This is a genomic window from Hominisplanchenecus sp., assembly GCF_046967715.1.
Taxonomy (GTDB): domain Bacteria; phylum Bacillota; class Clostridia; order Lachnospirales; family Lachnospiraceae; genus Hominisplanchenecus; species Hominisplanchenecus faecis.
Genome location: NZ_JBKVNQ010000051.1, coordinates 1 through 19,939, shown reverse-complemented (window position 1 = coordinate 19,939; position 19,939 = coordinate 1). Strand labels below are relative to the sequence as shown.

At 37.0% G+C, this 19,939-nt stretch carries 22 protein-coding genes and 1 pseudogene; 17 read left to right on the top strand and 6 right to left on the bottom strand.

Translation table 11 applies throughout. From position 1 onward, the window contains the following. Both ACLTL4_RS08415 and ACLTL4_RS08410 read right to left on the bottom strand, forming a co-directional pair. Positions 1-739 (bottom strand): relaxase/mobilization nuclease domain-containing protein (locus ACLTL4_RS08415; RefSeq protein ID WP_412320410.1); only part of this gene is annotated, 739 nt, incomplete at its 3' end. Continuing rightward, positions 726-1,103 (bottom strand): DUF6290 family protein, encoded by a 378-nt coding sequence (locus tag ACLTL4_RS08410; RefSeq protein ID WP_119201011.1) that lies wholly within the window; start codon positions 1,101-1,103, stop codon positions 726-728. The genes ACLTL4_RS08415 and ACLTL4_RS08410, both read right to left, overlap by 14 nt. Before the next feature lie 364 nt (positions 1,104-1,467). Between ACLTL4_RS08410 and ACLTL4_RS08405 the strand changes: the two genes are divergently transcribed. The 7 genes from ACLTL4_RS08405 to ACLTL4_RS08375 all read left to right on the top strand — a co-directional run bounded on the left by ACLTL4_RS08405 (position 1,468) and on the right by ACLTL4_RS08375 (position 9,088). Then, positions 1,468-1,740 carry a DUF6870 family protein gene (locus ACLTL4_RS08405; protein ID WP_349011534.1) on the top strand — a complete coding sequence of 91 codons (273 nt, stop codon included), beginning with the start codon at positions 1,468-1,470 and terminating at the stop codon, positions 1,738-1,740. 138 nt (positions 1,741-1,878) lie between these two features. Further along, a complete protein-coding gene (locus ACLTL4_RS08400; protein WP_349011535.1) occupies positions 1,879-3,528 on the top strand; it encodes a recombinase family protein in 1,650 nt (549 codons plus the stop codon). Positions 3,529-3,839: 311 nt separating this feature from the next. After that, positions 3,840-5,021 carry a recombinase family protein gene (locus ACLTL4_RS08395; RefSeq protein ID WP_412320409.1) on the top strand — a complete coding sequence of 394 codons (1,182 nt, stop codon included), beginning with the start codon at positions 3,840-3,842 and terminating at the stop codon, positions 5,019-5,021. A 3-nt stretch (positions 5,022-5,024) separates the two neighbouring features. Further along, positions 5,025-6,713, top strand: a complete 1,689-nt coding sequence (locus ACLTL4_RS08390) for a recombinase family protein (RefSeq protein WP_349011537.1) — start codon at positions 5,025-5,027, stop codon at positions 6,711-6,713. A 7-nt stretch (positions 6,714-6,720) separates the two neighbouring features. Beyond that, positions 6,721-8,322, top strand: a complete 1,602-nt coding sequence (locus ACLTL4_RS08385; RefSeq protein WP_349011538.1) for a recombinase family protein — start codon at positions 6,721-6,723, stop codon at positions 8,320-8,322. Next, positions 8,322-8,657: a DUF6050 family protein gene (locus ACLTL4_RS08380; RefSeq protein WP_349011539.1), complete on the top strand. Its 336-nt coding sequence runs from the start codon at positions 8,322-8,324 to the stop codon at positions 8,655-8,657. The genes ACLTL4_RS08385 and ACLTL4_RS08380 overlap by 1 nt, the downstream gene beginning before the upstream one ends. Continuing rightward, complete coding sequence (locus ACLTL4_RS08375; RefSeq protein ID WP_412320408.1) at positions 8,654-9,088, top strand: helix-turn-helix domain-containing protein; 435 nt, start codon at positions 8,654-8,656, stop codon at positions 9,086-9,088. The genes ACLTL4_RS08380 and ACLTL4_RS08375 overlap by 4 nt, the downstream gene beginning before the upstream one ends. A gap of 99 nt (positions 9,089-9,187) precedes the next feature. Here the strand turns inward: ACLTL4_RS08375 and ACLTL4_RS08370 are convergent, their stop codons facing one another. Then, positions 9,188-9,391, bottom strand: a complete 204-nt coding sequence (locus tag ACLTL4_RS08370; protein WP_226843923.1) for a helix-turn-helix domain-containing protein — start codon at positions 9,389-9,391, stop codon at positions 9,188-9,190. Positions 9,392-9,587: 196 nt separating this feature from the next. On the opposite strand from ACLTL4_RS08370, the gene ACLTL4_RS08365 reads away from it, so the two are divergent. After that, on the top strand, positions 9,588-10,082 hold the full coding sequence (locus tag ACLTL4_RS08365) for a hypothetical protein (protein ID WP_349011541.1): 495 nt from the start codon (positions 9,588-9,590) through the stop codon (positions 10,080-10,082). Between the two features lie 53 nt (positions 10,083-10,135). Here ACLTL4_RS08365 and ACLTL4_RS08360 read toward each other — a convergent pair whose 3' ends face one another. Further along, the gene (locus ACLTL4_RS08360; RefSeq protein WP_349011542.1) at positions 10,136-10,372 is read right to left on the bottom strand and encodes a hypothetical protein; all 237 of its coding nucleotides are present in this window, start codon (positions 10,370-10,372) and stop codon (positions 10,136-10,138) included. Positions 10,373-10,384: 12 nt separating this feature from the next. After that, positions 10,385-11,008: a helix-turn-helix domain-containing protein gene (locus ACLTL4_RS08355; RefSeq protein WP_412320407.1), complete on the bottom strand. Its 624-nt coding sequence runs from the start codon at positions 11,006-11,008 to the stop codon at positions 10,385-10,387. Between the two features lie 266 nt (positions 11,009-11,274). Here ACLTL4_RS08355 and ACLTL4_RS08350 point away from each other — a divergent pair, with 266 nt between their 5' ends. From ACLTL4_RS08350 to ACLTL4_RS08340, 3 genes are all read left to right on the top strand, one after another. Continuing rightward, complete coding sequence (locus ACLTL4_RS08350) at positions 11,275-12,210, top strand: ParM/StbA family protein (protein ID WP_349011544.1); 936 nt, start codon at positions 11,275-11,277, stop codon at positions 12,208-12,210. 11 nt (positions 12,211-12,221) lie between these two features. Next, positions 12,222-12,572 carry a hypothetical protein gene (locus ACLTL4_RS08345; protein ID WP_412320406.1) on the top strand — a complete coding sequence of 117 codons (351 nt, stop codon included), beginning with the start codon at positions 12,222-12,224 and terminating at the stop codon, positions 12,570-12,572. 141 nt (positions 12,573-12,713) lie between these two features. Further along, positions 12,714-14,570 (top strand): ATP-dependent nuclease, encoded by a 1,857-nt coding sequence (locus ACLTL4_RS08340; protein WP_412320405.1) that lies wholly within the window; start codon positions 12,714-12,716, stop codon positions 14,568-14,570. Positions 14,571-14,723: 153 nt separating this feature from the next. On the opposite strand, the gene ACLTL4_RS08335 is transcribed toward ACLTL4_RS08340, so the two are convergent. Next, the gene (locus tag ACLTL4_RS08335) at positions 14,724-14,906 is read right to left on the bottom strand and encodes a helix-turn-helix domain-containing protein (protein WP_180214205.1); all 183 of its coding nucleotides are present in this window, start codon (positions 14,904-14,906) and stop codon (positions 14,724-14,726) included. Positions 14,907-15,219: 313 nt separating this feature from the next. Between ACLTL4_RS08335 and ACLTL4_RS08330 the strand changes: the two genes are divergently transcribed. From ACLTL4_RS08330 to ACLTL4_RS08305, 6 genes and pseudogenes are all read left to right on the top strand, one after another. After that, positions 15,220-15,528 (top strand): helix-turn-helix domain-containing protein, encoded by a 309-nt coding sequence (locus tag ACLTL4_RS08330; RefSeq protein ID WP_226843930.1) that lies wholly within the window; start codon positions 15,220-15,222, stop codon positions 15,526-15,528. Continuing rightward, a complete protein-coding gene (locus ACLTL4_RS08325) occupies positions 15,529-16,533 on the top strand; it encodes an AAA family ATPase (RefSeq protein ID WP_349011546.1) in 1,005 nt (334 codons plus the stop codon). It begins immediately after the preceding gene. Continuing rightward, on the top strand, positions 16,520-18,403 hold the full coding sequence (locus tag ACLTL4_RS08320) for a recombinase family protein (RefSeq protein WP_349011547.1): 1,884 nt from the start codon (positions 16,520-16,522) through the stop codon (positions 18,401-18,403). Before ACLTL4_RS08325 ends, ACLTL4_RS08320 begins: the two co-directional genes overlap by 14 nt. Beyond that, positions 18,400-19,119 (top strand): hypothetical protein, encoded by a 720-nt coding sequence (locus ACLTL4_RS08315; RefSeq protein WP_349011548.1) that lies wholly within the window; start codon positions 18,400-18,402, stop codon positions 19,117-19,119. The genes ACLTL4_RS08320 and ACLTL4_RS08315 overlap by 4 nt, the downstream gene beginning before the upstream one ends. A 37-nt stretch (positions 19,120-19,156) precedes the next feature. Continuing rightward, positions 19,157-19,531 carry a hypothetical protein gene (locus ACLTL4_RS08310; protein WP_349011549.1) on the top strand — a complete coding sequence of 125 codons (375 nt, stop codon included), beginning with the start codon at positions 19,157-19,159 and terminating at the stop codon, positions 19,529-19,531. A gap of 122 nt (positions 19,532-19,653) precedes the next feature. Further along, positions 19,654-19,905 (top strand): annotated as a pseudogene (locus ACLTL4_RS08305) (sugar transferase); the annotation flags it as partial. Positions 19,906-19,939: the final 34 nt, after the last annotated feature.

Here is a 19,939-nt window from a genome sequence, read left to right as displayed (position 1 = left end):
TAGCATCCCGGAGAAACTGTTTCTCTGTCTGATAGCGAGTCTCTTTTGGAGTGATACCATCTTCAAGCATTTTCTGATTGAGCTTATCAAGTTTTTCCTGTCCCCGACGCTGTGCCCAGTATTCTTTTTCTGTGATTTTTCTTTCAGCAGGAGAGAGCAGATCAACTTGATGCAGGCCCTCTTTCTGGCACATATCCATAACATCTTGCTTTAAATGAGCAAGGTAAGCGGTGCTTAGGTGATGTTTATATCCGGCTTTTGATTCGCAGTCAAATTCCATATAGGGTTCTTGAGGTACATCATATTTACGAAGGCTGTTGATTACAATATGCACATGAATATTTCCGCTTTCATTATGACCGTCTGTATGTGTGCAGACTAAAGCCTGATGACCGGGAAAGTTCTTCTTTGCAAAAGTTAGTCCCAGCTGCTGTGCCCGTTCACCAGTCAGTCCACATTCCTCTCTGTCTTTTGGGTCAAAGCTGATAATGTAATGATGAGACTTGATCTCATTGAAATTTTTATTTTTATGGTAGTAGCTGTTTAGTTCCTGACATTCAGATGCAAAAGTAAACGGATCACAGTTCAGACCATCCAGGTAATATTCATCTCGTAATATCATATGCCCCTCATCATCGAGGATTGGCTTTTGGGTGTATTCATTATGCTGAAAGATGAGATACCGTTCAGATTCTCCATAGTCAGCATTTTTGCTTGCGATATGTTTAATCACTGCCACGGAAATCACCTGCCATTCTCATCACTTCATATTTCATTTCATAAATATCCCGGAGAGATTTTTTTATTTCTGTTCTCATTTCAGAGGAGATAATTCCACCTTGATTAAAATACCGGGCAATCTGGTTGAGGTTGCTGCCTATCTTCCCTAATTCACCAATCAGTTTTTTTATTTCTTTAACATCTGCAACAATTTCAAATTTGGTATTGACCTGTCCCTCCATAATTTGTTTTCGCATATACTCGGAAATAGTCATGTCTGCCTGTTCTGCCGTATTTTCTATAATAGAAAACTCAGTGTCAGTCAAGCGGATTGTTACCCGGTGTTCCCGTTTCATATCAGATTCTTTTTGTGGTCTTGTCATTGGATACTCCTTTCTGCATATAGGTTCCACACAGGAAAGAAAAAAATTACAGCTTGCTGTGAAAGCAAGTGATGAAGAATCATCACGCTGTGACCATGGCAATGGGAACCAATACGCATATCTTTGATTGCGGTCGAGGGTATGGGGAAACGAAATCCCCATCAAGTTGCAAGGCAGAAAAAATCCCGGAGGGGTTTTTGTCTGACATTGCGAAACTTGCTCTAAGAGAGAATACTTTCCCATAATCATGCGTGGGAGCTACCAAAAGGACAGGCAAAAATATAAAAAAGTGAAAATGCATCTGACATTTTGCCCTCTGCCACCTGTGATTAGTAGAAAAAGAGTAATTACAGGAGGTAGTCAGATGGAAAATATAGAAATGCCTACACTGGAAGAACTGCAGGAGATGGCAGCAGTGGACATTCATACCGTAGATAAAAACACATTAGTAGACCTGGATGATGTAGAGATACATACAGAACTTCCTCTGGAAGAGAGGATTGCGGATTATATCCATCAGGTAAAGAATCCATACTGCCACATCTCAAATGGAATGATTGTAAAGATCAGCTTTGCCGGGAAAGATACGTTGGAGGAATGTTTGAGCAGATGTATTTCAGCAGAAAAAAAGTTTTAGAAATTTGAAAAAAGGTGTGGCAAGAAGCCAGAAGTTATGTTAACATGGATGTGGGTCAAAATAAAAGAAGCATCTAAAGAGCCATGAATTTCTTGGTTTACAGCTACAAAGCGAGTAAATTAGGAGGTTGATGGCTTTATGTATTTAAAAAGTCAAAATTCATTTTTAGCAGCGGTATATCTGAGACTTTCCAAAGACGATGGAGACAAAATGGAGAGTGACAGTATCCGCAATCAAAGAAGTTTGATTCGTGACTTCGCAAAGCAACATAGTGACATTACACTGGTCAAAGAATATGTTGACGATGGATTCAGTGGTACAAATTTTGAGCGTCCAGATTTTCAGAAGATGATGGAGGATGCGAGAAATCATAAGATCAACTGTATTATCGTTAAGGACTTGTCCCGATTAGGACGAAACTATATAGAAACAGGCAGGTATCTTGAAAAGATTTTTCCAGTCCTGGGTATTCGATTTATAGCAGTGAATGACCACTATGACAGTGCTGACACGACGAACGATTCAGATCAAATCATAGTCCCTTTCAAAAACTTAGTAAATGATGCGTATTGCAGGGACATCTCAATTAAAATCCGAAGTCAGTTAGATATAAAAAGGAAAAAGGGTCAGTTCATTGGAAATTATGCAGGGTATGGCTATTTCAAAGATCCGGAAGATAAGAACCATCTGGTGATTGATGAATATGCTGCAGAGATTGTGCGGATGATTTTCAATATGAAGATTGACGGATATAGTGCGAAGAATATTGCAGCACGATTGAATGAAATGGGAGTGTTAATACCCGCAGAATATAAAAGAGCATGTGGATTTAATTACAGCTCAGGTTTTATGGCAGGTAAAAAACCAAAATGGGACGTATCCTCTGTTTTAAGAATTTTAAAGAATGAGCTGTACACCGGAACAATGGTGCAGGGAAAAACCAGAAAGATTAATTATAAGGTCAATGTCAGGCAGAAGATAGAGCCGGAGAACTGGATCAGAGTAGAAGGTACACATGAGCCGATTGTTTCAAGAGAAATATTTGAATGTGTGCAGAAGTTGATGGAACTGGATACTCGAACATCCCCGGAAGAAGAAAGTATTTATGTGTTCTCTGGTTTGCTTCGCTGTGGAGACTGCGGACAGAACATGGTTCGTCGGACTGCAACGAAGAAAGGAAAAAAGTATTTCTATTATCATTGTTCCACATATAAACGAAAAGAGGGATGCAGTTCTCATAACATCAGCGATATAAAATTGCGAAAAGCAGTTCTGGAAGCAATCAGAAGTCAGGTGGCATTAATCGTAAAAGCGGATGCGATTATTGCACAGATAGAGAACCTGCCACAGCAGCAGTTTGGTGTGAAAATACTGGATACACAGATGAAAGCTCTCTACAAAGAAATTCAGAAATATGAAGAACTGAAAGCAAATCTGTATCAGGATATGGTGGACAAAATTATTTCCAGAGAAGAGTATCGGGAAATTAAGCAGACCTTTTCTAAAAAGATAGCTGCGGCAAAAGAATCTCTGAAAGGACTGGAAGAGAAAAAGAAAAGGATGCTGTCCAATGAAATGCGGACACAGCAATGGGTAACAGAGTTTAAGGAACACGGAAACATACAATCATTAGACAGAAAAACGGTAGTGATGTTGATTGACCGGATTGTTGTGTACAGTGCAGATAGAATAGAAATTCATTTTAACTATGAGGATGAAATATCAGAATTTGTCAAATATGCGTATGCGAACAGTGATCTGGTACGGAGAAAGGTTGGAGAATTATGAGATGCGTAAGTTATACCCGGACAGTTTCCTGCATGGAGAGTGGAGAGATACCAAAAGATATTATCAGTCAGCAGAATCAGAAAATACAGGACTACATAAAGAAAAGAGGCTGGACGCTTGGAAAGAAATATTCAGACCGTCGTAAGGATGCGTTTGAGGAAACAGCATACCTGCAAATGAAAATGGATGCCATTGCAAGAGAATTTGATTGTGTGGTGATGGATTCTATGTTTCGATGTGGAAGAAATTCTAATGTAGCAGCGGAAATGCTGGAAAGTATGTTTGTACCGGCAGGAATACATTTTGCCGTAGTGGAAGATGATTTTTGTTCCTGTGATGTCAGCAAAGAGGAAGTCTATAAGTATCTGGATGAAAAGGCAACAGCTTATAGAAATAAATTTACTACAGATCAGATACGAAAACATAATGAAACGAAAATCTACCCGAAGTACGGATTCCGATATAAGAAAGGAAAAATGGAACTGGAAATTGATCCAGAGGTAGCAGGACATATCAGAAGAGTATTTAAGTTGATCTGTGAGGGGCATAGTTGTAGCGAAACGGCAAAGATATTGACAGCAGAAGGTATTGAGAGTTCAGGAAACTATGTGAATAAACTTTGGGGCAGACCAATCAAGGATGAAAATGCTCCGTGGAAGCGGGAACAGGTAAAACGTATTATTTACAATCGGCAGTATATAGGAGAATGGGAGAGGACGATTGATGGAGAGAAGAAATTGTTCTCCTGTCCGGTTCTTATAGATAAAGAAACTTTTGAAAAAGCACAAGCAAAATTATCTGTAAGAAAATACAGTGATCATGTCCGAGGAAAGGCTCCACTTAATCCATTCTCAAAATATATTTTTGATAAAGAGTCTGGAATTGCATTGAAGTTGTATCCGCACCAAAGATTAAAAATCCGTATTTTCCGTCTGAGCTATCCAAAGCCGAAAGAAATTGTTTATGAGAGAGGGCACATTCCTTATGAAGAGGTCTATGAAAAAGTGTATGAAATAATCAAGAATGAAAAGAGGCAGGCAGATAAAATTGCAGGAATGATCGGAAGCTATGAATGGGAACATGAAAAAGAACGTCATGTTTTGAAAATAAAAGCAGCAGCAAAATTGATATTTCAGAAGATGCTCTCGATTGAAAAAAGAAATCTTCCTCTATATAACAGCATGAAAGCGGGAGACATTTCAGAAGATGAATATGCAATGCAGAGAGTAATCAATATAGAAGAGTTTGAGGAATGTGATGAGCAGCTCCAGAGATATTTGGAACAAATTCAGGATGTTGAGAAGTGCTTTAGCAAAGACAATCTTTGGATAAAAACTTTTTCAGAAATGACAGTGCCGGAAGAGATTACGAGAAAGCATGTGAGGGCATGGATAGAACGTGTGGAATGTGTCAGATATGAAAAAATAGAAGTACGCTTTAAATATGAAGATTGGAAAGAACGATTACCGCAGGAATGGTTTGAGGAGGATTAACAGATGGCACGAAAAAGTAGAAGAGCAAATATTGTGCAGGAGAAAAAAGAAGAATTACATATTTCAACGTCGATTATAACAAGGAGACAGCTTGCGACCGCCGCATATGCCAGACTTTCTGTTGATAAGGAAAAAAACGATGAAAGTATTCAGAACCAGATAGAATTGCTGCATCAATATATCCGGGAACATGAAGAATATAGCCTGGTAGATACTTATGTAGATGACGGTTATACTGGAACAGATTTTGACAGACCAGAGTTTATCCGTCTGATGGATGATGTCCGTACAGGAAAAATACAGTGCATCATTGTAAAGGACTTATCACGATTTGGAAGAAATTTTATCGAAACCGGATATTATATTGAAACCATTTTCCCTTGTCTGAATGTACGGCTTATTTCAATCAATGATGATTTTGACAGCAGCAGAGAAGAAGATAGAAACAGTATGGTCGTGCCGATAAAAAACATGATTAATGAAATGTATGCAAAGGACGCATCTAAAAAGAGAGTCTTATCCTTTGAAATGCATAGCAGACGTGGAGACATGAAAATTGCAAAGAGTATTTATGGTTATACCGTTGATAAAGAAGAAAATCAGTTAAAAGTAAATGCAGAAACAGCACCGATTGTGCAGGCAATCTTCCGCTGGTATCAGATGGGAAGAGGGACAGGCGATATTGTAAAACGTCTGAAAATGTTAGACATTATGACACCGTTTGCTTATAAAGCGACACATGAAATAGAAGTAGAGATTCCGGAAACAGACCGCTGGACAGGAGACAGAGTAAAAACAATTTTATTAAATAAAGCCTATATTGGGTCTACGGTATATGGAAAAAGGAAAACAGCTAAGTACCGGAATATGCCGGAACATCATACAGATCCCAGTGAGTGGATTATCCATGAAAATACGCACGAGCCGATTGTAGCTGAGCCGGATTTTGAAGAGGTGCAGGAACGTTGGAAGAAACGAAGTGATTTTATGAAAGAAAGTGTGGAACGTGGAAGAAGCAGATGGGCAGGCGTAGAGGATAGCTTCCCGCAAAAAGTAAAGTGTATGGAATGTGGAACGACAATGACATATATGCGTTACACGAATTTTGGTCAGTCACAGGGTATTAGAAAAGGATTTTATTATTGTAAAGAGTATGATGGAAAGCCTGGATACTGCCGCCAGAAAGCCCATGAAGATTTACTAAAGATTACAGTTATGGATCAGATTCATAACATGATAAAAGTTATGTGTGAAAAAAAAGTGCTTCTGGAAAAAATGAGAGAGGGAACCTACGACAAAGGTGAGTTAGTTTCTTTGAGGGTGAAAATCCAGAATATGCAGTATCGTCTTGCAAAGGCAGAAGAAACGAGTGCAACATTATATGAAAATTTTGCTACGGGTCTGCTCGATGAACAGGAGTATCTCACATTAAAAGAACACTATGTGCAGGAAAAAGAAAAGCTGGAAGATGGTATCAATCAGGCACAGGCAAGGAAACGTATGGTGGAAAAGAGTATAGACGATTTTCTGGAAATTGAAAAGAATCTGGAACAATATCTGGATGATCGTTCCTTTAACCAGAAATTGATTGATGAGCTGGTAGATAAAATTTATGTGAGTTCAAAAGGAATGATTGAAGTAAGGATGAAATGCTCAGATGTGTTTCAGAAGGTAATGGAAATTATGGAGTGATGAAGAGATGAATATAGCATTTTATTTGAGATTATCATTGTCTGACGGGGATCTTGGGAAAAACAATAAGGATGAAAGTAACAGTATAGAGAACCAGAGACTTCTTTTGCAGAGCTTTGTAGAATCTATGGATGAACTGGATGGGGAAGTCAGGGAGTATATTGATGATGGTTACAGTGGAACGAATTTTAACCGGCCTGCCTTTCAGGATATGATAGAAGATGCTAAAAAAGGAAAAGTTGATGTACTGCTTGTAAAGGATTTATCCAGGCTTGGAAGAGATTATATTGGAGTGGGGGATTATCTGGAGCAGATATTCCCTATTATGGGAGTTCGGGTGATTGCAATTAATTCCCAGTACGACAGCAATAATTATATAGGAAAAACAATGGGACTGGAAATGAGCATTAGTAACCTCGTTAATACATTATACAGCAGAGATCTTTCCAAGAAATACAAAAGTTGCATACAGACAAAATGGAAACAGGGAGTATCAACAGGGGGACGAATCCCATTTGGATATAAAAAGGCAGAAAATAAGCAGTGGGAAATTGACGTGGAAGCGGCGAAGATTGTACGTCTGATCTTTGAATTGGCATTAAAAGATTATAATACAGCGATGATTGCCAATGAGCTGAATGAACGGGGATTACCAACACCGGGAAAATTCAGAATCCAGAGAAATGAAGAAATTGCATGGAATCGAAAAGTGACAGACGAAGAGTGGCTTTGGGATACAAGGATTGTATGGATGGTGCTTAGAAATTATGCATATACAGGTGCATTGGTGCAGGGAAAGACCTCCCGTATCCGAGTGGGTGGTTCGGAAACGAGGAGAACGAAAAAACATCAGCAATTTATTACGGAGAATCATCATAAAGGAATTGTAACGCATGAAGAATTTGAACTGGCACAGCTGGTTATCACTGATCAGAAACAAAAGGGATTTGCCAGGGATGCAGGATTTTCATTGAAAGGAAAAATACGTTGCGGAAATTGCGGTTTAAAGATGATGTATAACTATGGAACAGTACCAGTTGTATATTGTGCCCATACAGCAGCGGCAGGAAAGATGTCTACCTGCGATAAAACAAGGTATCCGGCATCAAGAATAGAAAGTATTGTTCTTGCAGCTTTGCGGAAACAGTTAGGAATATTTCAGAATATGGCAAGGATACTGGAGGAAAGTGAAGAGAAAAATAAAATGAATTTGCCGACCATGCAAAGAGACATGGAACGGGAACTGGAAAAACTGAAAGCGGAGCGAATAAGACAGTACGAAGCATATGCGGAAGGTGTGGTAGATCGGGAATCTTATTTAAGAAACAAAAAGGAATTAAATGAAAAAATAGAAAAAGTTCAGACAAAATATGAACAGATACAGGCAGTTACTACTGCAGAAGATGATTTAATGAAAGATGTAAAAACGGTAGAGAAAAATGCAGAAGAAGTAAATATTTTGAAGAGAATGACCAGAAATATAGCAGAGATATTTGTAGAGGAAATCACAATTTACGATTCTGAAAAGATAGAGGTAAAGTTTGTATTTGATGATCTGCTTGTTGATATGGCAAACAGGATTGAGAAAAAGAAAGAGGGTATAGCGTAATGACAATTAAAAATTTTATTACAAAAGGGATTCTTCCGATATTGCTGATCGGGATAATTACCTGGCTTGGACAGTACATATTTATGGTCGATGGTTCTATTGACTGGTTTCGATTTATGCTGGTATATGGTGTTCCGATTGGAATACCATATATGTTCATTATCATTCCGGCAAGATGGGATTTATCTGGAACGATTGGAATGGTAGCTTTATGTGCTGCGATAGGAGCTGTATTTGGTTTTATTGTTACGATTGGAATTGGGATACGGGCAGTCTGGTATGTGATTGCATTTCCAGTAAGTAGATTGATACGAAAGGGGAAAAGCGGGATATGAGTACAGGAGAAAATATTAAAAGAATCCGAAACATACGGGGAATGACGCAGAAAGAACTGGGGATTGCGATTGGCATCGGAGAAGAAAGTGCAAGTCCAAGGATGGCACAGTATGAAACTGGAAACAGAACCCCAAGGGAATCAATGCTGAATAAAATGGCAGCAGTGCTTGAGGTAGATTCGAGAAATATTTCAATCCCAACAGGTTATAGGGAAGAAGATATGATATACAGGCTTCTTGCATTAGAAGATTATTTCCCAGAAATGAAGTTGGAGAGAAATTCCCAGACCGGAGATGTTACAATCAACTTGCATAATAAAAAGCTCAATGACTTTTTGTTTACTTGGGGAGTAATACGGGGAAAAAGAGCAAAGGGACTTATTTCAGAGGAAGAATATTTGAACTGGAAATACAAATTGCAGATTGTATAAGGAAAATAAAACCGCAGGCCATGAGACTTGCGGTTTTGTCATTTCTGAATGATGCAGAAATACCGTCATAGAAAAAGTTATTATACTATGACGGTATTATTAATCGGCTTCTTTCTTAAATGAAAATACATCATTGGGTGTGCAGTCAAGAATGTCGCAGAGTTTTTCAATAGTCAGGACCGTAACATTTTGATTTTTACGGAGCTGGTCAAGAGTATGTTTGTCGATGCCTTGATTAATGAGGGCATATTGAGAGATGCTGCGTTTTTTCATGGTTTTCCATAATGGACTATAATCAATCACGGTATCCCCCGCCTTTCTTTAGTTTTGGCATAAAATACCACTGATTTTAATTATAGTTGTCGAATAAAATAAAAAATATGGTGGAAATATTCACCATAAGGGTTATAATCTTAATAAGAGAAATAGTAAAATAAAAGGAAATAAAACGAATACTGTCAAAAGCGGTCGAACGGTGTACATGGGAGGAGTTACATAAGTGAATATTGAAATGTTTTATTATGATGAGCATGAGAAGATGTATAACGAAATGAAAATGGAAATGGAAGAGAGAGATAAGGCATTATCTTCTGAAGAACGGGAGTGGGAACGTCAAAAATCATCACAGGAAGCAAGAGCAATTATGGAAAGGGCAGAGAGAAAACAGAAAGAGGAATATCAGATTGTCAATCCCTTAAAATATCAGAGATTTGTGTATCTTTCAGAACAGGCAATACAGTTTTCAAAGATTTCCGGATGCAATATTAAAGTTCAGACATTCCCCAATATGTCAGGACTTATTAAAATGCAGACAGCGTGTATCTGGCTGCTGAATGATGGTGAATCGGCATTGGAAGATAAGGAAACCATGCAGAGTTTACTTAGAGAAGCGGACTGGGTGTATATGGGAAATAGTGAACGAGATGGAAAGAAGATGCTTGAACTGGAGTTTAGGTTTGAACTGGCTGAAAAATTGAAGAAAACAAATGATTAAAGCTGAAAAGACAGATGTGCTGCGAATATCACATCTGTCTTTTTTACTAAGAATTATAAAACGCAAAGAAGTTCATTCCAGAACTCATCATTTTCTCTTAAAGATGCTTTGTCAGGGGATGAGGCAGAGAAGATCTGAGAAGCAACTTCAAACGCTCTTTTTTTATCATGTTGAGGATTAAAAAATTCATTCCAAGTGAAGTATACGCATTGAAGTTGATCCATGTACTCATGTCCATCATTGGCAATTTCAATCATTTTGTCAATAAAATCTTTTTCTGTAAGGTTCATAATAGTGTCCTCCTAAGAATTATTTTTATTACGCATACAATCTTTGGTGAGCTGGGCAGATTTAAAAATCCATTCCAACTCCTGTGGTGAGCAATCAGACAACAAATTCAACAAGTTTTGATAAGTTGGATTTGTGAAAGAAGGACTGTGAAAAGTATCAGAAGATGATACAGGGGTTTTGTGAATATCTGTATTATCATCAAGTAACTGATTCTCTAATTCCGTAAGTGCTTGATTATATTCAGCTTCTTCTGTATTAGCCATTTGCTCTAAGAATGTGACATAGGCAGAGAGCTTTTCATTAATCAAGGGATTCTGGAATGAAATATTGAGAGTATCTGGAATAATATTCCCCTGTGCGTTTTTTTCTGAATTAAATTGTAAGTCAAGCTGTTCATTCATTTTGAAGATCAGTGATAGCAAATCGGACATAGTGCGAATATCAAAATCAGTAAATATATTTACACTAATACCTAAAGCGTCAGCAATTTTTAAGAGCTGCTCATATTTGGGGTTGCGTTCATTGGCTTCATATTTACGAAGTGTACTATGGCTTATTTCTGCATCTTGTGCAAGCTGTTCCTGAGTTATGCCGTGAGCCAGACGAAAATATTTAATTTTTTCTCCTGTATTCATAAATAAAATCCTCCATAGCAAGAGTATAACATATCCTTTAATAAAGTGACACAAAAGTTTCTAAAAAAATATTGACAGATACAAATGTGTCATATATAATGATGACAAGATACAAAAGTAACACTTAGCTGACATAAGAGATACAAAAGTACAAGATAAGGTATACTTAACTGTCACAAAATAAAGGATAAAATGCTCCAGAAAATCTGTCAGTTAAAGTTAAGTGACACTTAGGTATAGACTTGTGAAAGAAAGGATGAACTGATATGGCAGAGATTATTTTAGGAATTGATCATGGAAACGGAAATATGAAGGGAAGCAATGTAGATTTCCCATGTGGACTGGTTAGATATACTTCGGAGCCGGGAAGATTTATGAATGAGGATATTCTTGAATATCAGGGAACATTTTATACATTGTCAGAAACCCGGATGCCATTCAAAGCAGATAAGACAGTGGATGAGGATTATTTTATCCTTACATTATTTGCACTGGCATTGGAAGCAAAGAGCAGGGGTATCACATTAACCGGAAAAGATATTGTACTTGGTGTTGGATTGCCGCCAGCAGACTTTAGCCAGCAGGCTCCGGGATTTAAGAAATACTTTATGGAACATGCTAAACATGGAATTTCTTTTAAATTCAACGGAAAATCAGTTAGCTGTTATTTAAAAGATACCTTTGTAAGTCCTCAAAATTTTGCAGCGGTTATGTGCTATAAGGCAAGTCTGTTTAAACAGTATCGAACAGTAAACTGTATTGATATTGGAGATGGAACTGTCGATTTATTGGTGATCCGAAAAGGACAACCAGATTTATCTGTCAGAGTCAGTGATCGCTCCGGTATGGCAATTCTTCGATCAGAGATTGCCAATGTGATTCAGCAGAACTTTGGTATTCATCTGGAATCCTCTGATGTAGAGCAGGTATTGATGCAGGAAGCAACAATTCTGGATGAAGAAATAATCCAGGAGATTCAGAAAATGGCAGAGGATTGGACGCAGAGAATTGTAAACCAACTTCATGCGTATGTGCCAGATTTCCGAACCAATCCGGCGGTGTTTCTTGGCGGGGGAAGCCTGTTATTGAAACCACAGATTGAAAAATCTAAGGATTTCAAGTACATAGAGTTTATTGAAGATGTTCGGGCCAATGCTATTGGATATGAAAAACTTACAGCTATGCGTCTCCAGAAAAGGTAGGAGGTGCGTCAATGGGACAGATACGAGTAGTATTGATATTCAATGAAGATAATGAACGGCAGAAAGAGATTGGAGAATACTTAAAATCTCAGAAAAGGTGCAAGACAGCACTGATTACAGAACTGGTATATGCCTGGTTGCATAAAGAAAACGGAGATGTTTCTTCCTATAATAATGTAAATGTCAGCGTGGAGGAATTGAAGCAACAGTTATTACAGGATAAAGGGTTCTTGCAGCAGATAAGAGAGAGCGTGAATATCAAGGAGACTTCAGAGGAAATACAAGAAGAAAAAGAAGAGGGACTGGATATGGATGAAGGGATGATGATGGCAGGATTGTCGATGTTTGAGAATGGATTTTAGATTTTTAAAGGACACCGTTAAGCAAGTAAGAAAATCTTGTTTAGCGGTGTTTTATACTTTTGATATATGGAAGAATGTGTTAATATATAAAAAATGTCACTATATGAGAGAATGTATATATAAAAGGACGTGGGGAAAATAATGATTATATCCAAGATAACTTTGAAAGATTTTAAAACATATAAAGACACTGTTGAAATTAAATTTAGTGGGAAATTTAATGTAATTGTTGGGGAAAACAATATCGGAAAATCCACGATATTTGAGGCATTGCTGTTATGGGAGAAATGTTACAATGAAAGCCTGACAAGCAATAAGAAAAGTTTCTATAGTCATTCAGTTCCTTTATACATAAGTTTTGATGAACTGTATTTCTTGCGGATTACTAAAGATGAAGATTTGTTTTATGGAACTAAAAGGTCTTGTGAAATAGGGGTAGAATTTAGTGAAGAAAATTCAGAAGAAAAATATTACTTAAATTTTTCTTTGACAAAACCATCAATTGAGAACGCATATGTTAGATTGCAGCGAAAAACACCTGAAGAATTTGATGCGTTTAAAGAAAAAATGGATTCAATAGGAACAAAATTGACGGACTTTCTTTTTATACAGCAAACAGAACCAGTTGCAAAGGTACTCGCAAAAGAACCGTATATGTTTCCGGGGCAAATAAGAAAAAAAATTGAAAAGGGTAGATCGCATGAAGTGTTGAGAAATAAAATACTATCGAGTGACGTAACTGTATTGATTCAAAGGATGAAAAAAGTATTAGATTGTGAGTTTGAATTTAAAATTCCACCGAGAACGGCAAGAGAAAAAGAAGAATATATTAATTTATATGTGGTTCAAAATGGAAAAAAAATAGACATAGGACTCCAAGGAAGTGGTTTTTTACAAGTCGCAGAAATTTTTTCATCAATGGATATTATGGATAATGCATTAAATGTTTTATTAATTGATGAACCAGACTCACATATAAGTCCAAGAATACAGAATAAATTATTAGATTGTTTGAAAGAAATATCAAATGTGCAGGTCTTTGTGATTACACATAATGATAATTTTGTATCAGGACTGGATTCAAAAGATATAGTATTTATTAACTCTGAAAATAAAAATGAAGGCAATATCGAAGCTTTAAATGATTTAAACGTGGATGTACTGCATCATTCATTGGGCGGGGTAATAACTGGTTTAACAAGACTACAAAAAAATAAGCGTGTCGTCTTTGTAGAAGGCGAGGATGACATAACTTATTTAAAAGCAATAAACGACTCCTTGAAAAAAGTACATTCACAATATGCCATAGATTTTTCAAAAATATCATTTTGGTATGTAAGAGGAAAAGATAATATGAATTTGAAAATTATGGCGAATAAGCAGTTGCTTTCACAAGCAGTTCGAAATTGCAGATATGCAGCTATTTTTGATAAAGATTTTTCGACCGAAAATGCAAATGAAAAATATATAAATGAAGAAATAATACGAAGATTAGGAAATTCATCATGGGCACATACTCATGATGGTTACTGTATTGAATCTGTACTTTTTTCTGATTTGGAAAAATTAAAAAAGTTTTTAGCTAAAATAACAGAAAAAAATATAGAGGAAATAAATGATTTTGTAAATACCTATTTTAATGATTTAAAAAGTCAGGTGGGAAGCGTTCATAATGAGTTATATACAATTATGAAATTCAAATTTAAAGCTCAAAAAACAGCATCAAGACCTGAACTTGAGAAAGTAGAGTTTGATGACTATGCGGGAGAAGCTTCGGAAAAAATACAATATGCTATGAATAAAGATAATATTCGAGATTTTGTATTAAAGATGGAAGAAGAATATGATTTAACATTAGTTGAGCGTGAGGATAATGTTAGTGAAACAGTTGCTTCGGGGCTGTTGAATAGATACATAGAATCAATAGAGTTCGAGGAAGATATTTATAATGATTATTTATGTTTGTTTGAAAAAATAAAAAATTTTATTGCTGGTTGATGTAAGAACGCAGGGATATAAAGTCTCTGCGTTCTTGTTTTTCTGGATTTATAATTACGATGACTGAGTTTTGAAGATATTTTATATCAATACCGCAACACCGCAAGGCCGCAATGTTGCAAAATAAAACTGCAGGATTCACTGTTCCGACAGTTATTTATCATGAGTATCATCATCTGTAAAAGTTAAAATGTCATTTGGGGTACAAGATAAGATTCGGCAAAGTTTTTCGATAGTAGATGCGGTGATATTCTGGTTATTTCGGAGTTGCTGCATAGTTCGGTAGTCGATGCCATTGTTGACGAGATAATATTGAGATATATTTCGTTTTTCCATTGTAATCCATAACGGACTATAATCAATCACATTGTTCCCGCCCTTCTAATTTATTTCCTGATTGTTTAATTATAAGTAGGGGAAAATGCAAAAATATAGTGAATAAATTCACTAGATAATATATAATTGGAAACATAAAAAGAGAAAGCAGTATTTATGGATTAAAAATATTATAAAGCATTGTTAAGTGGAAATTCGTCTGGTTCTCGAAAGAGGAACCGCAGTTCCCCAAACGAGAACTATAAATTGATAGAATATACTAAAATACTGTAAAATCAAAAATTTTCATAGTGCATAGAAAGGTAAGATGCACATGATGGAATCATTAGGAAATAGATTAAGGCAATTAAGACAAAACAATCGCTTGCGGCAGGATCAGGTAGCAAGTCTGGTTGGAGTAAATAAAAATACAATGTGTTCCTATGAAAATGATGTCAGACAACCTTCTTATGAAATTTTGGTCAGATTAGCTACTATTTACAGAGTGAGTACCGACTATCTGCTTGGGTGTGAAAGTAAAAGAACAGTTGATGTATCTGGTCTTACACCGAAAGAAATACAGACAATTACAGAATTGGTTGCAGATATGACGGAGAAAAATAAGAAGCTGGAAGGGTTATAGATGGCTCAAAGTGAAAAGGAACAAGATGATTATAGAATTACATATTACAATGCAGTGTCATCAAAGACAGTTGATTGGTTATGGTATCCATATATTCCTTATGGGAAGATAACAATATTGCAAGGTGATCCTGGAGAGGGAAAATCTACAATGATGATGCAGCTTGCAGCACTTATTACGAATGGAAAAGCTATGCCGGATGGAAGTGGAGATAAGATACCAGGAAATGTAATTTATCAGGCCGCAGAAGATGGAATTGAAGATACAATTAAGCCACGATTGGAAGCGGCAGGTGCAGATTGTAGTCGAATTGCATTTCTGGAACAGTCTGATGAAGAACCAATTTTACTAAATGATGCAAGATTGGCACAAGCGATTGAGGGGATAAAGGCAAAATTATTAGTTGTTGACCCACTTCAAGCATATTTAGGGATAGATAGTAAAATACAGCGTTCAAGTTCAGCACGTTTCGTTCTTGAAAATCTCGCAAAGGTTGCAGAACGGACAGGGTGTGCAATTGTATTGATTGGACATATGAATAAAAGCAATCGTGCCAAAGGCATATACAGAGGACTTGGAAGTATAGATATAGCTGCAGTAGCAAGAAGTGTTTTATTGGTTGGAAGGGATAGAAGTATTCCATATTATCGTGTAATGCTTCAGATAAAAAACAATCTGGCACCAGAGGGAAAGGCGTATGTTTTTGAACTAAATCCGGATTATGGATTTAGGTGGATAGGGCAGGAAGAATATGAGGTAGAAGATCTTCTGGCTCATAAAACTAAAACAGAAAGCAAACTGGACAAGGCAAAGGATTATCTGCGATTGTTATTGAATGGAACAGATATGGCATGTGCTGATATACTGGATAAAATGCGTGCAAATGGAATTGGAAAGCGTACTGTGGAACAGGCAAAAAAAGATATGGGAATCATATCTTATAAGTTGGGAGATAAATGGTATTGGCAGTTAAATGGGAGTGATGCATCAGGTGAACGGATATGAAAAAGAAATAAACAGTCGGGAAGAACAAAAGAATAAGATTCGTGCAAGATATAGAGGTGTAGACCGTAGCGAATTGGAGTTTATTCCGGCAAAACAAAAAGAAAAGTTGTTTGAAGAGACAGGAACAAAGAGAGTTTGTGCCTATTGCCGTGTTTCTACTGATGATGTTAACCAGACTTCTTCTTATGAACTGCAGAAGAATCATTATGAAGATATGATTAAAGAACATCAGGGATGGGAGTTAGTAGGAATTTATGCGGATGAGGGAATATCTGGTACATCTTTAAAGCATAGAGATGAGTTCAATCGAATGATAGAAGATTGTAAAGCAGGAAAAATAGATTTGATTGTTACTAAAAGTGTTTCCAGATTTGCCAGAAACATAGTGGACTGCATTGCGAAAGTTCGTGAACTTGCTAATATGATACCACAAGTGGGTGTGTTTTTTGAAACGGAGCATATTTACACTTTGGATAATACCAGTGAAATGATGCTGGCGGTATTATCCGCAGCAGCACAGGAAGAATCTCATACGAAAAGTGAGATTATGAATATTTCCATAGAGCAGCGTTTTTCAAGAGGAATATTTCTTACACCGAAATTATTGGGATATGATGTGGATGAGGATGGAAATCTGGTGATTAATGAAGAAGAAGCCAAAACAGTACGTCTATGTTATTACCTGTTTTTGAATGGCTTTCCAACAACAGAAATAGCAGAAGTATTAATGCAGCTGAAGCGGAAAACTAAACTTGGAAATACCAAATGGTCAAGTGGCACGATAGTAAGTTTATTGAGAAATGAGAGATATTGTGGAGATATACTTTCCAGAAAGACATTCACACCTAATTATCTTGACCATAAATCAAAAAAGAACCGGCATGATCGGAACCAGTATCGGCAAACAGATCATCATGAGGCTATTGTTGACAGGGATATTTATAATGCAGCACAGAAGATGCTGACAGCAACGAAATATGCGAAAAAAGGATTTCCATTTCCAAATCTCAAGGTAGTAGATGGTGGAGCATTAAAAGGTTTTGTGTCGGTTAATCGGTCTTGGACGGGGTTTACAGGAGAAGATTACCAAAAGGCAAGTCAGAGTGTGTATTCTGATCAGAATGATACTCAGAATATTGAAGAATCAAAAGAGGGAAGGAAAGAGGGCGGATTTGATTTATCCGGATATGAGATTGTACGGGCACAGTTTTTTTCTACAAGGTTGAATCCGGCGATGACAATATCAGAAGGGCAGATTACCTTTAATACTGCCTGTTTGAAGAAATTTGAAGATGTGGAATATATAGAAATCCTTTTTAATTCAGTCGAAAAGTGTATTGCTGTACGACCATGCAATAAGGATAATATCAATGCGGTAAAATGGGGAACGATACGAAATGGAAAATGGGCAGTTCTTCCTAAAAGCTGCAGAGGATTTTCAGAACCATTATTTGAATTAATGAACTGGAATGATAAGTGCAAATACCGTTTTAGAGGTCAATATTCAAAGGAAGATAATGAACAGATCTTGTTGTTTGATCTGGAAGAACCAGAAGTGATTAAGCATGAGATGGTGCAAGAGGATTTACCGGATGCAAATATGACTGAAACAGAAGAAAATACAGTAGATACATCTGAAAATAGAACAAAGAAGATTGTTAGAACACTTTTCCCGAAGCAGTGGCGGAATCATTTTGGCTGTAGTTCGGAAGATGTTGTTCTTTTACATAGAGTTAAATATTGTGGAAATTGGGATGTGCTGCGTCCTGCCAAAACAGTAGAAGGCATGGGACTTATATCAGAAAATCTATTAGAAAAGCTGAATAATGAAGCACATAGCATGATTGAGAAAATGGGGTGTGCAGTATGAGTGAAACAATGATGAGTCAGGCTAACGAGAATACGGAAAATGTAGATCAGAAAGCACTGGAACTGGCACAGGATTTTAGCTATGATGGTTACCAGGTTGTAAGAAGAGAGCTTTTTGCACATTTACGGGAACCGGCGGTTGTAATTCGGAGAGACAGTGTAACATTTAATACTGCCTGCATTGCCGGTCTGGAGGATGCAGTTTACATACAGATTCTTGTGAATCAGGATAATAAAAGAATGGTAGTGCGTAAATGCGAAGAAAATGATAAAGATGCTTTGCGTTGGTGTATTGAGAAACCAGACAAAAGAAAGAGCAGGAAAATGTCAAATAAACTGTTCTCAGCTATGATGTATGATATGATGGGCTGGGATATGGATTGTAGATATAAGATTTTGGGATATAAAATAACTCATGAGGATGAAACTATGTATATCTTTGATTTGACAGAAACAGAGATATTCATGGATACAAAGAGAAAGAAAAAAGTTAAAGCAGAACCAGCAGAAAAGAATGAAGCGGCAGCAGCAACAACAAATCAGATACCGGAGCAGAAATCAGAAGAAGTAACAGCAAAGGTGGCTAGGAAATTGAATAGGATACCATTTTATCCGAAGGATTGGCAAAATTCTTTCGGCTTATCAGTAGCAGAACATAAAAAGGCATTGGAAACTAATCTGGCAGATGGCTATATTGAATTTTCTTCAACAAGGTAATAAGAAAAATGCACTCATTTAGAAGGGAGGAGTGCAGATGCCAAAAAACATAACAAATATCACAGGGGTATCTCTGTGCCAAAAAACAGGAATAATACGAATATTTCGGTCAACGATAAAAGAATTAGGTGATCCGAAGTATATTCGCTTCTTATTTAATCCGGAGAAAAGAACTTTGGCAGTTCAGGCAACCAGTAGAAAGGAAGCGGAGTGCTTTCGTGTGCCTAAATATAATTCAAAGGACTGGGATTTTAAAATATGTAGCGTTCAAATGCTGAGAATGATCTGGAAAGTATGCGGATGGAATGAAAATGACACATATCGGGCAGCAGGAACACATTATCCAGAATATAATCTGGTGGAATTTGACTTAAATCAGGTTGATATAGTGCAATTTGGGCAAATAGAATAGAGATAAGAGTGAAAAACGTGGGACTTCTGAGAAATCGGAGGTTCTTTTTTTATGCCTATTTTGAGGGTGATTTGATGATTCTGTGCTTTATGAGCTATTTTTGAAAAAAAGTTGTTCCTATATTGACATTAGCAGGAACCAGACCACCGACAGTCGATGAATGGGAACAGTATGAGCTGCATCACAGAAGCCGTATGTCAATTAAACCTGGTATCACAGGAATGTGGCAGGCAAGCGGCAGGAGTGATATTACGGATTTTGAGGAAGTCGTGAAGCTGGATACCGAGTATATCGAGAACTGGTCGATTGGGTTGGATGTGAAGATTTTACTGAAGACGGTGACTTCAGTGTTGAAGAGCGAGGGTTCGGTTTAAAGAATCAAAAGTATAAAAAGAGATATTCAAGGAG

Bases quoted from the DNA above. Each gene is read 5' to 3' on its own strand.
- ACLTL4_RS08410 (WP_119201011.1), bottom strand. From the start codon at position 1,103: ATGACAAGACCACAAAAAGAATCTGATATGAAACGGGAACACCGGGTA.
- ACLTL4_RS08405 (WP_349011534.1), top strand. From the start codon at position 1,468: ATGGAAAATATAGAAATGCCTACACTGGAAGAACTGCAGGAGATGGCA.
- ACLTL4_RS08400 (WP_349011535.1), top strand. From the start codon at position 1,879: ATGTATTTAAAAAGTCAAAATTCATTTTTAGCAGCGGTATATCTGAGA.
- ACLTL4_RS08390 (WP_349011537.1), top strand. From the start codon at position 5,025: ATGGCACGAAAAAGTAGAAGAGCAAATATTGTGCAGGAGAAAAAAGAA.
- ACLTL4_RS08385 (WP_349011538.1), top strand. From the start codon at position 6,721: ATGAATATAGCATTTTATTTGAGATTATCATTGTCTGACGGGGATCTT.
- ACLTL4_RS08380 (WP_349011539.1), top strand. From the start codon at position 8,322: ATGACAATTAAAAATTTTATTACAAAAGGGATTCTTCCGATATTGCTG.
- ACLTL4_RS08375 (WP_412320408.1), top strand. From the start codon at position 8,654: ATGAGTACAGGAGAAAATATTAAAAGAATCCGAAACATACGGGGAATG.
- ACLTL4_RS08360 (WP_349011542.1), bottom strand. From the start codon at position 10,372: ATGAACCTTACAGAAAAAGATTTTATTGACAAAATGATTGAAATTGCC.
- ACLTL4_RS08355 (WP_412320407.1), bottom strand. From the start codon at position 11,008: ATGAATACAGGAGAAAAAATTAAATATTTTCGTCTGGCTCACGGCATA.
- ACLTL4_RS08350 (WP_349011544.1), top strand. From the start codon at position 11,275: ATGGCAGAGATTATTTTAGGAATTGATCATGGAAACGGAAATATGAAG.
- ACLTL4_RS08345 (WP_412320406.1), top strand. From the start codon at position 12,222: ATGGGACAGATACGAGTAGTATTGATATTCAATGAAGATAATGAACGG.
- ACLTL4_RS08340 (WP_412320405.1), top strand. From the start codon at position 12,714: ATGATTATATCCAAGATAACTTTGAAAGATTTTAAAACATATAAAGAC.
- ACLTL4_RS08335 (WP_180214205.1), bottom strand. From the start codon at position 14,906: ATGGAAAAACGAAATATATCTCAATATTATCTCGTCAACAATGGCATC.
- ACLTL4_RS08330 (WP_226843930.1), top strand. From the start codon at position 15,220: ATGATGGAATCATTAGGAAATAGATTAAGGCAATTAAGACAAAACAAT.
- ACLTL4_RS08325 (WP_349011546.1), top strand. From the start codon at position 15,529: ATGGCTCAAAGTGAAAAGGAACAAGATGATTATAGAATTACATATTAC.
- ACLTL4_RS08315 (WP_349011548.1), top strand. From the start codon at position 18,400: ATGAGTGAAACAATGATGAGTCAGGCTAACGAGAATACGGAAAATGTA.
- ACLTL4_RS08310 (WP_349011549.1), top strand. From the start codon at position 19,157: ATGCCAAAAAACATAACAAATATCACAGGGGTATCTCTGTGCCAAAAA.